Annotated in this window: 11 protein-coding genes; 7 read left to right on the forward strand and 4 right to left on the reverse strand. The window is 70.1% G+C overall.

Going from position 1 to position 11,837, the window contains the following annotated elements; all coding sequences use genetic code 11:
- Nucleotides 1-27: 27 nt before the first annotated feature.
- Nucleotides 28-963, reverse strand: a complete 936-nt coding sequence (locus KFLA_RS11810; RefSeq protein ID WP_012920017.1) for an aminoglycoside phosphotransferase family protein — start codon at nt 961-963, stop codon at nt 28-30.
- A 150-nt stretch (nt 964-1,113) separates the two neighbouring features.
- Here KFLA_RS11810 and lepA point away from each other — a divergent pair, with 150 nt between their 5' ends.
- From lepA to KFLA_RS11830, 4 genes are read left to right on the forward strand one after another with little or no spacing between them, the layout of a single operon-like run.
- Complete coding sequence (lepA, locus tag KFLA_RS11815; protein ID WP_012920018.1) at nt 1,114-3,000, forward strand: translation elongation factor 4; 1,887 nt, start codon at nt 1,114-1,116, stop codon at nt 2,998-3,000.
- Nucleotides 3,001-3,915, forward strand: a complete 915-nt coding sequence (locus tag KFLA_RS11820; protein WP_012920019.1) for an aminoglycoside phosphotransferase family protein — start codon at nt 3,001-3,003, stop codon at nt 3,913-3,915.
- A 47-nt stretch (nt 3,916-3,962) separates the two neighbouring features.
- Nucleotides 3,963-4,646 carry an MOSC domain-containing protein gene (locus KFLA_RS11825; protein WP_012920020.1) on the forward strand — a complete coding sequence of 228 codons (684 nt, stop codon included), beginning with the start codon at nt 3,963-3,965 and terminating at the stop codon, nt 4,644-4,646.
- A complete protein-coding gene (locus KFLA_RS11830) occupies nt 4,643-5,872 on the forward strand; it encodes an MFS transporter (protein WP_012920021.1) in 1,230 nt (409 codons plus the stop codon). Before KFLA_RS11825 ends, KFLA_RS11830 begins: the two co-directional genes overlap by 4 nt.
- A gap of 19 nt (nt 5,873-5,891) precedes the next feature.
- On the opposite strand, the gene KFLA_RS11835 is transcribed toward KFLA_RS11830, so the two are convergent.
- The 3 genes from KFLA_RS11835 to kduI all read right to left on the reverse strand — a co-directional run bounded on the left by KFLA_RS11835 (nt 5,892) and on the right by kduI (nt 8,359).
- On the reverse strand, nt 5,892-6,647 hold the full coding sequence (locus KFLA_RS11835) for an IclR family transcriptional regulator (RefSeq protein WP_012920022.1): 756 nt from the start codon (nt 6,645-6,647) through the stop codon (nt 5,892-5,894).
- Between the two features lie 93 nt (nt 6,648-6,740).
- Complete coding sequence (locus KFLA_RS11840; RefSeq protein ID WP_012920023.1) at nt 6,741-7,523, reverse strand: SDR family oxidoreductase; 783 nt, start codon at nt 7,521-7,523, stop codon at nt 6,741-6,743.
- The gene (kduI, locus tag KFLA_RS11845; protein ID WP_012920024.1) at nt 7,520-8,359 is read right to left on the reverse strand and encodes a 5-dehydro-4-deoxy-D-glucuronate isomerase; all 840 of its coding nucleotides are present in this window, start codon (nt 8,357-8,359) and stop codon (nt 7,520-7,522) included. Before kduI ends, KFLA_RS11840 begins: the two co-directional genes overlap by 4 nt.
- 264 nt (nt 8,360-8,623) lie before the next feature.
- On the opposite strand from kduI, the gene KFLA_RS11850 reads away from it, so the two are divergent.
- Genes KFLA_RS11850 through KFLA_RS11860 form a run of 3 tightly spaced genes read left to right on the forward strand, consistent with a single transcriptional unit; the run spans nt 8,624 to nt 11,807 of the window.
- Complete coding sequence (locus KFLA_RS11850) at nt 8,624-9,985, forward strand: ABC transporter substrate-binding protein (protein ID WP_012920025.1); 1,362 nt, start codon at nt 8,624-8,626, stop codon at nt 9,983-9,985.
- Entirely contained in the window at nt 9,985-10,944 is a 960-nt protein-coding gene (locus KFLA_RS11855) for a carbohydrate ABC transporter permease (RefSeq protein ID WP_012920026.1), read from the forward strand. The genes KFLA_RS11850 and KFLA_RS11855 overlap by 1 nt, the downstream gene beginning before the upstream one ends.
- 2 nt (nt 10,945-10,946) lie before the next feature.
- Nucleotides 10,947-11,807: a carbohydrate ABC transporter permease gene (locus tag KFLA_RS11860; RefSeq protein WP_012920027.1), complete on the forward strand. Its 861-nt coding sequence runs from the start codon at nt 10,947-10,949 to the stop codon at nt 11,805-11,807.
- The last annotated feature ends 30 nt before the right edge of the window (nt 11,808-11,837 follow it).

Genomic DNA, 11,837 nt, shown 5'->3' on the forward strand with positions numbered 1-11,837 from the left:
GTCGCCCGATGCTCACCATTGGATTCGTCACACCCAGAAGACGCCTGGCAGGGCGGAACGCTGCATCAACCGAGTCGGTCGCGGAGCCAGTCGAGATGGATGAGGGCGCTCTGACGCTGCCAATCGCGCAGTGGGCAGTCCTGGCGGGGCCGGCTGGGCGCTGCCCCACCATTGCCCGCCTGCGATCGCGGCGATGAAACCGGTGATGCCCAGGTCGTCCGGAAGCTCCGGCAGCGCCACGGAGTCGTACATGTCGGCGTACAGGATCACCGTGTCGGCCCAGCGTGGCGCGAGGGCGGCGTGCGCCCAGTCCACGAACACCACCCGCTGCTCGGTGACCAGGATGTTGTCGGCTCGCAGGTCCCAGTGCGACAGCGCCTTGCCCTCCGCCAGCGCCGCGACCCCGGTCCGGGCCAGCGCGGCCAGCTCCGCCTCGCGCCCGGCGACCCAGTCCGGTACGGCGAGGCCGTCGGCGATCACCAGGTCCCACCGGCTCAGGAACGCCTCACTGCGTACGGCGGCGACCGGCGCCTCCGGCCACGGCGAGGGGTCCAGCGCGTCGGACAGCTGCGCCAGCGCGCCCAAAACGCGGTCGACGTCCGCGGGACGCCACGGGTGCGGCGGCAGATACCCGTCGATGTCTTCGAGCAGCAGCGCGACCCACCGGCCGTCGTCGTAGGTGTCGTAGACAACCGGGGCGTGCGGCAACGGCGTGATCGCGGTCATGGCGGCGATCTCGTTGCGGAACAACTGCGGGGTGTCCGGGTTGAGCTCGGCGCCGACGGCCTTGACGAAGGCACGGCGGCCGGACGCGGTGACCAGCCGGGCGGCGACGCCGGGGGAGAAGCCGCCCTGCTGGGTAGTGGCCGAGACGACCTGGGAACCGAGCACGCGCTCCACCCAGCCGCGGACCGCCGGCGGGACCTTCTCGTAGGGCAACCGGACGCCCACTGCGTGTGCCATACCTCGACAGCCTAGGTCCCGGCCGCTCGGGCGGCAGGGCATTTTCCGGGCCGCACCGGGGGCCGGGAACCGCGGATGCGGAAACGGCTGGCGCGTCATGGGATGATGAAGTGATCACCGCACCACCCCTGAGACGAACTGGATCCCTCCGTGCCCGTTGGCCCCACGACCGTGCCGCAGCCGGGTCGAACCGACCCGACGCTGATCCGGAACTTCTGCATCATCGCCCACATCGACCACGGCAAGTCGACGCTGGCCGACCGGATGCTGCAGATCACCGGGGTAGTCGACGACCGCTCGATGCGGGCGCAGTACCTCGACCGGATGGACATCGAGCGCGAGCGCGGCATCACGATCAAGTCGCAGGCGGTCCGGCTGCCGTTCGCGCCGAAGCCGGACACCCCCGGCGGCCTGCTCGCGCCCGAGGGCACGACGTACATCCTGAACATGATCGACACCCCCGGCCACGTGGACTTCACCTACGAGGTGTCGCGGTCGCTGGAGGCGTGCGAGGGTGCCGTCCTGCTGGTCGACGCGGCCCAGGGCATCGAGGCCCAGACGCTGGCCAACCTCTACCTGGCGCTGAACGCCGACCTGCACATCATCCCGGTGCTGAACAAGATCGACCTGCCGGGCGCGATGCCGGAGAAGTACGCCGCCGAGCTGGCGCACATCATCGGCTGCAAGGAGTCCGACGTGCTGCGGGTCTCGGCGAAGACCGGCGAGGGCGTCGAGGACCTGCTCAGCGAGATCGTCGCGCAGGTGGAGCCGCCGAAGGGCGTCAAGGACGCCCCGCCGCGGGCGCTGATCTTCGACTCGGTGTACGACACCTACCGCGGCGTGGTGACCTACGTCCGGGTGGTCGACGGCGAGCTGACCCACCGCGACAAGATCAAGATGATGTCCACCGGCGCCGTGCACGAGATGCTCGAGGTCGGTGTCATCTCGCCGGAGCCGATGAAGTCGCCGAGCATCGGGGTCGGCGAGGTCGGCTACCTGATCACCGGCGTGAAGGACGTCCGCCAGTCCCGGGTGGGTGACACCGTCACCTCGTCGATCCGCGGCGCGTCCGAGGCGCTCGGCGGCTACAAGCACCCGCAGCCGATGGTGTACTCCGGGCTGTTCCCGATCGACGGCGACGACTACCCGACACTGCGGGACGCGCTCGAGCGGCTGCAGCTCAACGACGCGGCGCTGCAGTACGAGCCGGAGAGCTCCGGCGCGCTCGGGTTCGGCTTCCGCTGCGGCTTCCTCGGCCTGCTGCACATGGAGATCGTGCGCGAGCGGCTCGAGCGCGAGTTCGACCTGGACCTGATCTCGACCGCGCCGAACGTCGTCTACCGGGTCGAGATGGAGGACGGCAAGGAGCACGTCGTCACCAACCCGAGCGAGTTCCCCGACGGCAAGATCGCCGACATCTACGAGCCGGTGGTCCGCGCGACGATCCTCAGTCCCAAGGACTTCATCGGCGTGATCATGGACCTGTGCCAGACCAAGCGGGGCAACCTGCAGGGCATGGAGTACCTGTCCGAGGACCGGGTCGAGCTGCGCTACACGCTGCCGTTGGCCGAGATCGTCTTCGACTTCTTCGACCAGCTGAAGAGCAAGACCAAGGGCTACGCCTCGCTGGACTACGAGCCGACCGGCGAGCAGGCCGCGGCGCTGGTCAAGGTCGACATCCTGCTGCAGGGCGAGACCGTCGACGCGTTCTCCGCGATCGTGCACCGCGACAACGCCTACGCCTACGGCGTCGCGCTGGCCGGCAAGCTGAAGGAACTGATCCCGCGGCAGCAGTTCGAGGTGCCGATCCAGGCCGCGATCGGGTCCCGGATCATCGCCCGGGAGTCGATCCGGGCGATCCGCAAGGACGTGCTCGCCAAGTGCTACGGCGGTGACATCACCCGCAAGCGCAAGCTGCTGGAGAAGCAGAAGGAAGGCAAGAAGCGGATGAAGATGGTCGGCCGGGTCGAGGTCCCGCAGGAGGCCTTCATCGCCGCGCTGAAGACCAACGAGCCGTCCGAGAAGGCCAAGAAGTAGGTGCCGGCGGTCGAGATCCCGGCCGGCTTCCTGGTCGTCGGCACCCGGGGCCCGGACTGGCGCGCCTGGCTGGACCGCCTGCCCCGGCTGACCCAGGAGCTGCTGGCCGAGTGGGAGTTGGCGGTCGACGGCGGTACGGCGTACGGGAACTGCGCGATCGTGCTGCCGGTGCGGACGGCGGACGGGCAGCGGGCGGTGCTGAAGGTGCAGTTCCCGCACTGGGAGGCCGAGACCGAGCACCTCGCGCTGCGGGCCTGGGACGGCAACGGCGTGGTCAAGCTGCTCCGGGCCGACCCGCGCCGGTTCGCGATGCTGCTCGAGCGCCTGGAACCGCGGGACCTGACCGGTGTCGACGACCGGGAGGCCTGCGAGATCGTCGGGTCCGTGCTGCCGCGGCTCAACGTCGCCGCCGGACCGCAGTACCGGACCCTGTCGGGGGAGCTGAAGCGCTGGATCGAGGACTTTCGCGCCCTGCCCGCCTCCGCCCCGGTCCCGCACCGGTACGTCGAGCAGGCGATCTCGCTGGCGCAGGACTTCGTCGCCGACCCCGCCTGCGACGGCCGGCTGATCCACACCGACCTGCACTACGACAACGTGCTCGCCGGTGAGCGCGAACCCTGGCTGGTGATCGACCCGAAGCCGCTGTCCGGCGACCCGCACTACGAGATCGCGCCGCTGCTGTGGAACCGCTGGCCCGAGGTCGTTGCCTCCGGCGACATCCGGTTCCGGGTCCGGTCCCGCTTCTACACCGCGATCGACGCCGCCGGTCTGGACGAGGACCGGGCTCGCGACTGGGTGATCGTCCGGCAGATGCTCAACGTGCTGTGGACGCTCAAGGAAGCCGGCACCGACGAGTCCCTGCCGCAGGACTGGCTGACCCGCAACATCGCCGTCGTCAAGGCGATCCAGGACTAGGGCGAAACTCAGTGGAGTCCGCGCGCGTGCCGGGGGAGGATGCTGGCATGCGGGTGCTGACGGTGAACGTGGTGAAGGAGCTGATCCCGGGGCCCAAGGAGTCGGGCTGGACGGCGATCGACAAGCGGCCGCAGGCCGGGCGGGTTCCGGTGGGGGAGCTGGGGCTGCGCGGGGACCGGCAGTGTGACACCGCGAACCACGGCGGACCGGACCAGGCGGTCTACGCGTACGCCGAGGAGGACGCGCTGTGGTGGAGCGAGCAGCTGGGCCGGGAGATCCCGACCGGACTGTTCGGCGAGAACCTGCGGACCGCCGGCGTCGATCTCACCGGGGCTCTGATCGGTGAGGTGTGGCGGATCGGCGACGGCGACGACGCCGTCGAGCTGATGGTGCGGGCGCCACGAATCCCCTGCATCACGTTCCAGTACCGGATGGGGATTGCGCGCTGGGTGAAGCGGTTCCACGAGGCAGGGCGGCCCGGGGTGTACTGCAAGGTGCTGAAGCCGGGTGCGATCGGAGCGGGCGACCCCATCACGGTGGTGAGCCGGCCGGACCACGAGGTCACCGCCGGGGTGATGTTCGCGGCGCAGGACGGGCCCAAGATGCAGACGATGCTGGACTCCGGCGTCGACCTGATGAACGAGCTCCGGGAGACCGCGCGCCGGGTCGCCGGCCGCACCCAGGTCTCGCCGTCCGCCGAGGGCCAGGACCCGGGCAGTTCCGGCCGGTGAAGGGCGTGATCCCGGCGCCGGGCCCGTTGCGGGCGCTGGCCCTGGCCACCCTGCTCAGCCGGATCGGCAGCGGGCTGCTGATGACGGTCAGCGTGCTCTACTTCACCCGCATCGTCGGTCTCTCGGTCGCCGAGGTCGGCGTCGGGCTGACCGTCGCCGGGTTGTTCGGTCTGCTGTCGGCCGTCCCGCTCGGCCACCTCGCCGACCGTCGAGGGCCGCGCGGGCTCTTCGTCCTGCTCAGCTGCACGGTCGCGTTGCTGTCGCTGCTCTACCTGCTCGTCGACTCGTTCTGGCAGTTCCTCGTCGTCGCGGTGATCGTCACCGTGCTCGACCGCGGCACCGGCGCCGTCCGGGCCGCGCTGATCGCCGCCGTCACCCAGGGCTCGGAGCGGGTCGCCGCCCGGGCGTACCTGCGGGCGGTCACGAACATCGGCGTCATGGCCGGCGCCGGGATCGGTGCGCTGGCGCTGCACTACGACACTCGTACGGCGTACCAGGTGATGTTCGTGCTGGACACGGTTCTCACCTGCACGTCGGCGTTGTTCGTGCTGGCCGTGCCGCGGGTCGCGCCGCAGCCCAGGTCCGGCGACGGGCCGGTCTGGATCGCGCTGCGCGACCGCGGCTACCTCGCCGTCGCGGCGCTGAACGCGGCGATGTCGATCCACTACGCCGTGCTGGACGTCGCGATCCCGCTCTGGGTGGTCGAGCACACCGAGGCGCCGCGCTGGACCGTCGCCCTGCTGCTGATCATCAACACCGTCGTGGTCGCGCTGTTCCAGGTCAGGTCCAGCCGCGGCATCCAGGACCCGCTCTCGGCCGCCCGCGCCACCCGGACGGCCGGATTGTTGCTGATGGCATCGATGGTGTTGTTCGCGGGCGCCTCGGGTGGCGGAGCCGTCGTCGCGGTGGCGCTGCTGGCGGTCGGCGCGCTGGTGCAGGTGATCGGCGAGTTGCTGCAGTCGTCCGGGTCGTTCCTGCTCGGCTTCGACCTCGCGTCGGACGCGGCCCAGGGCCAGTACCAGGGGGTCTGGAACACGAGCATGTCGATCAGCACGATGGTCGCGCCGACCGTGCTGGCGCTGCTGCCGCTCGGTCTCGGCGTCCCGGGCTGGATCATTCTCGGCGGGTGGTTCGCGCTGGTCGGGGTGTTGTTCGTCCCGGTCGTCCGCTGGGCCGCGGCCCGCCGCCCAGTCCCGGCCGCCCAGCCTGCGGCGCCGCAGGTCTAGGGCTGTCTCCGGACACGCCTCAGGTCGTCGGTTCGAGGTAGCCGAGCGCGGCGGAGATCTTGCGGGCGGCCTCCATCGCCGCCGGCGCCATCAGCGCGACCTGCGCGATCGACTGCTCCAGCGACAGCGTCGAGATGCTGACCGCGGCGATCGCGCTCGCGGTGTGGTCGTGGATGACGGCGGCGACGCACCGGATGCCGGGCTCGTTCTCCTCGTCGTCGAGCGCGTAGCCACGGGACCGGACCTGGGCCAGGTCCGCCTTCAGCGCGGCCGCGGTGGTGTGGGTCAGCGGGGTGCGCGCGGGCAGACCGGTCCGGGTGATCAGCGCGTCGAGCGCCTCGTCGTCCTTCTCGGCCAGCAGTGCCTTGCCGATGCCGGTGCAGTGCAACCAGAAGGCCTTGCCGACGCGGGACGGCATCCGGTACGGCTTGGGGCCGTCGAGCCGGGCGATGTAGATCGCCTCGTCCCCGTTCAGCAGCCCGACGTGCACCGTGCACCGGGTCTGCGCGACGAGGTCGGCCAGCACCGGTCGGGCCACGGTGGCCAGGTCGACGTTCGTCAGCGCGTGCCCGGCGAGCCGCAGCGCCTTCGGGCCCGGGTGGTAGGACCCGTCCTCGGCCTGCGCGACGAACTCGTGCTCGACCAGCGACGCCATGATCCGGTGCACGGTCGACTTGGCCAGGCCGGTGGCCGTCACCACGTCGGTGAACCGGGAGTGCTCGAGCACCGCGTCGAGCACCATCAGCGTCTTGTCGATGGCCGAAGGGGAACTCATGTCGCTCATCCTGTCACCTCTGTGCTGGTCGTCCGCACCCTCTGTGGCACCCCCCGGTACGCCGTACGCCGGGAGCCGCGCCTGGCGTACCGGTCAGCGCGCGAGCCAGCCTCCGTCGACGGCGAGCACGTGCCCGTTGACGTAGTCGGCGGCCGCCGAGGCGAGAAAGACCGCGGCGCCGACCAGGTCGTCGGGCCGGCCCCAGCGCCCGGCCGGGATCCGGTCCCGGATGGCCGCTTCCCGGTCCGTGTCGGCGCGCAGGTCGGTGGTGTTGTCGGTGCTGATGTAGCCGGGCGCGATCGCGTTCACCTGGACCCCGGCCGGTCCCCACTCGTTGGCCAGCGCCCGGGTCAGGCCCGCGACCGCGTGCTTGCTGGCGGTGTAGGCAGGCACGGTGATGCCGCCCTGGAAGCTCAGCAGCGAGGCGATCGTGACGATCTTGCCCGCGCCGCGCCGGACCATCTCCGCGCCGACCGGCCGGGTGACGGCCCAGGTGGAGTTCAGGTTCACGTCGATCACGTGCTGCCAGTCGGCGGTCGCGGTCTCCGCGGCCGGCGCGCGCCGGATGGTGCCGGCGTTGTTGACCAGGATGTCGATCCGGTGGTCCCGGACCAGGGCGGTCGCGACCTGCTCGACCGCGGCCGGGTCGGCGAAGTCGGCGGTGACGACGGTCGCCGCGCCGCCGCCGTTCTGCTTGATCGCCTCCAGGGTGTCGTCCAGCGCCGCGTCCCGGGCGAGCAGGACCAGGTCGGCCCCGGCCGCGGCGTACCCGACGGCGATGGCGGCGCCGATCCCGCGGCGCGCTCCGGTGACCAGCGCGGTCCGTCCTCGCAGGGAGAAGGCCGCCGGGAGCAGGCCGTCGGGGCTGCCCGTCATCGCAGGTCCTGCACGTCGACGCCGTCCATGTCGCTGAAGGCCTGGTTCTCACCGGCCATCGCCCAGACGAAGCTGTACGCCGAGGTACCGGCGCCGGAGTGGATCGACCAGCTCGGCGAGATCACCGCCTGGCGGTCGGCGACCAGCAGGTGCCGGGTCTGCTCGGGCTCGCCCAGCAGGTGCACGACCCGCTCCGACTCCGGCAGGCCGAAGTACAGGTAGCACTCGGTCCGGCGGTCGTGGGTGTGCGCGGGCATGGTGTTCCAGGTGCTGCCCGAGTGCAGGGTGGTGACGCCGAGCACGATCTGGCAGCTCTGTACGCCGTCCGCGTGGATGTACTGGTCGATGATGCGGCGGTTCGCGGTCTGCTGGTCGCCGAGCTCGAGCCGGTTGCCCTGGCCGGGCTCGACGAGCGTGGTCGGGTAGTCGGTGTGCGCCGGCGCGCTGAACAGGTAGAACGCGGCGTCGGCACCCTCGAAGACGACCTCCCGCGCCCCGCGTCCGGCGTACAGGCAGGCGCCGGTGGTCAGCTCGAACTCGGCGCCGTCGACGGTGATCCTGCCGGGGGCGCCGACGTTCACGATGCCGGCCTCACGGCGCTCGAGGAAGTACTCGCTGCGCAGCTCCGGCCAGGTGCCGAGGGCGAGCGGGCCGGACGCCGGACGGGCGCCGGCCAGCACGATCCGGTCGTGGTGGGTGAGCACGGCGGTGACCGTGTCCGGGGTGAACAGGTCCTCGACGAGGTAGTGCTCGCGGAGCGCGGCGGTGTCGAAACCCAGGATCTGCGCGGGGTGGGTGGCGTGCCGGACGTGGAGGGGCGGCTGCGTCGTAATCACAGATCAAGGTTCTACTGGACGGAACTTGCTGTCAAACCTGCCCACACTCTGCTCGAGATCCGCCGTAATTAAAGGCAGAACAAGGGCAGCTCAATGTTCTGCCCACTGGAACTTTGTGTCGCCTTGCAGAACAAGCATCGGTGGAAACCTTGACCGCTCTACCACGCTGTTCTAGCGTCCTCGTCATCGAGCGCGGTCCCGACGCCGAATCCGGCATCGCGAGCAGCACCCCATCCCTCCGCCAGGTGAACTGGAGGCACTGACGTGTCGTTTCCAACAGGCAACGTGCTGTCGCGAAGATCGCTGTTGCGCGGTCTCGGCGCGGCCGGCGTCGGCGCCGGGCTCGGGGGCCTGGCGACCGGCTGTGGCGGCTCCGTGCTGCGGTCGGCGGCGGCCGACCTGCCGCCGGCGACCGGTGCGTACGACGGTCCGCCGGTGACGCTGCGGTTCTGGAACGGGCTGACCGGCGGTGACGGGCCGTTCATGCGCAAGCTGCTGGCCCGGTTCCAGGAGCTGAACCCGGCCGTGACGATCGAGATGTACGCCATCCCGTGGTCGAACTTCTACCAGAAGTTCCCGGCGTCGGTGGCGAGCGGTCTGGCGCCGGACTTCGCGCTGATGCACAACTTCCAGGTCGCGACCAACGCCGCCCGCGGGGTGATCATGCCGGTCGACAGCCTGGTCGACGCGGTCGGCCTGAGCGAGCAGGAGTATCCGGCAACGGTCTGGCAGTCCGGCGTGTACCAGGACCGCCGCTACTCGATCCCGCTGGACATCTGGCCGGACAGCCTGTTCTACAACCGCAGGGTGCTGGCGAAGGCCGGGCTCGACCCCGACCAGCCACCGCAGGACGCCGCGGCGTACCTGGCGGCGCTCGAAACGCTGCGCAGCAAGGGCATCGCGGGTCACTGGCTGGCGTCCGTCGACCCGCAGGGTGTCGGCCGGCCGTTCGACTCCCTGCTCTGGCAGCACGGTGGAACGCACTACGACGCCGACGGCACGACGGCGTACTTCACCTCGGCGGCGGCGACGGCCGCGCTCGAGTGGCAGGTGTCGCTGCTGGAGCAGGGGTTCAGTCCGCGCAACGCCAGCGGCGGCGACGCGAACGTCGCCTTCAAGAACGACAAGAACGCCTTCCTCTGGGGTGGACCAGGGGCCTTGATCAACGATCTGTCGAAGGTGAAGAACCTCGACTGGGGCGTGGCGCCGCTGCCCAGGATCGGCTCGCAGCGCGCAGCCTTCTCCGGTTCGCACCAGTTCGTGATCGCCCGGCAGAAGGACTTCGACCCCGACCGGGTGGCCGCGTCGGTGGCCTTCATCAGCTGGCTGACCCGCAACGCGGCCGGCTGGGCCGAGGCCGGGCCGATCCCGGCGCGCCGGTCGGTGCAGCAGTCCGGCGACTTCCAGAAGCTGGTGCCGCAGGCAAAGGTTGCGCGCGGTGTCGACTTCATCAAGTTCTACCCCCTGATCCCCGGCATCGCCGACGTCCAGCTCACGATCCTGTACCCGGCCGTCTCCGACGTCCTGCTGCAGAACAGCACGCCCGAGCGGGCGATGGAGGATGCCGTCGCGCAGGCGAGCGAGCTGCTCCAGGAGAATCGGCAGAAGTACGAAGGGAGCCGGTGATGGCCACCGACACTGTGGTCGCCGAGCGCTCGCGCCGCGCTCCCGGCAGCGTGGGGGTGGTGGGACGGAGCGGCGTACGCCCGGGCCTGCTGACGCCGTACCTCTTCCTGGCGCCGTTCCTGCTGGTCTTCGGGGTCTTCGTGCTCGCGCCGGCGGTGTACGGGCTGTGGATCAGCCTGCACAACTGGGACTTCTTCCTGCCCACCCGGCCGTGGGTCGGACTGACGAACTACCTCAACCTGTTCGACCCCGACAACCTGCTCGCCGAGCACTTCTGGGAGAGCATGCTTGCCACCGGCAAGTTCGTGCTCTTCTCGGTCCCGCTGCTGGTGGTACTGCCGCTCGGCCTGGCCATGCTGCTGAACCGGAACTTCCGCGGCCGGACGGCCTTCCGTGCGATCTACTTCGCGCCGTACGTGCTCGGCGTCAGCGTGATCGGACTGCTGTGGCAGTTCCTGCTCAGCTCGAACGTCGGCCTGGTCAACTACTACCTGTCCAAGGTCGGGCTGGACGAGGCGATTCCGTGGCTCACCGCGCTGCCGTGGGTCTGGATCTCCCTGGTCGGCGTCACCGTCTGGTGGACGATGGGCTTCAACTCGGTCGTCTACCTGGCCGGTCTGCAGGGCATCGACACCGCGCTGTACGACGCGGCGAAGGTCGACGGCGCGAGCCGCTGGCGCGAGTTCGTCCACGTCACCCTGCCGGGGCTGCGGCCTGTGCTGCTCTTCGTCGTCACGATGACGATCCTCGCCTCGGCGAACATGTTCGGGCAGTCCTACCTGCTGACCGCCGGCAACCCGTCCAACGAGACCCGGACAGCGATCATGTTCATCGCCCAGGTCGGGCTCGAGCAGTTCCGGATCGGCAGCGCCGCGGCGATGAGCTACCTGCTCGCCCTGCTGCTGATCGTCATCAGCGCGGCCAACTTCGTGTTCTTCCGCAGCAAAGAAGGGGATTGACGATGGCCACGATCGTGACCGCCGGTCGGCGGCCGGGCCAGGGGGTGGCGGCGAACCTGCTGCTCTACGCCCTGCTGCTGATCCTCTCGGTGATCTTCATCGCCCCGCTGCTGTGGATGCTGTCGACGTCGTTCAAGACCACCGAGGGTGCGACCGCGCTGCCGCCGCAGTGGATCCCGGCGGAGTTCTCGACCGAGGGCTACACCTCGCTGTTCGCCGACGCCCAGGCGCCGGTCCTGCGCTGGCTGTTCAACAGCGTCGTCGTCGCGGTGGCGCACACCGTGCTGGTCCTGGTGACCGCGGCGGCCGCGGCGTACCCGCTGGCCCGGATGCGGTTCCGGGGCAAGAACACGATCTTCGCGCTGATAGTGGCGACCCTGTTCGTGCCCGGCTTCGTCTTCCTGATGCCCAACTACCTGATCGTCGAGAGCCTGGGCTGGCTGGACAGCAAGTGGGCGCTGATCGTGCCCGGCGCGGCCAGTGCGTTCGGCGTCTTCTTCCTGCGGCAGTTCTTCGTCTCCATCCCGGTCGAACTGGAGGAAGCCGGGCTGATCGACGGCGCCAACCGGTTCCAGATCTTCGTCCGGATCGTGCTGCCGCTGGCGAAGGCGCCGCTGGCCACGCTGGCGATCCTCAGCCTGCTGGGCAGCTGGAACGACTTCCTCTGGCCGCTCTACGTGCTCTTCAACCCCGAGAACCTCACCCTGCCGGCCGGCCTCGCGACGCTGAAGGGCGCGTACGCCACCGACTATCCCGCGATCATGGCCGGAGCAGCGCTGGCCAGCGTCCCGGTGCTGATCGCGTTCGCGCTGGTCCAGCGCTACGTGATCGCCGGCGTCGCCCGATCCGGACTGAAGGGCTGACCCTGTCAGGGTTCGTGCCGTCCGACCGCA

The sequence above is a fragment of the Kribbella flavida DSM 17836 genome, from assembly GCF_000024345.1.
In the GTDB taxonomy this organism is placed as follows: Bacteria; Actinomycetota; Actinomycetes; order Propionibacteriales; family Kribbellaceae; genus Kribbella; species Kribbella flavida.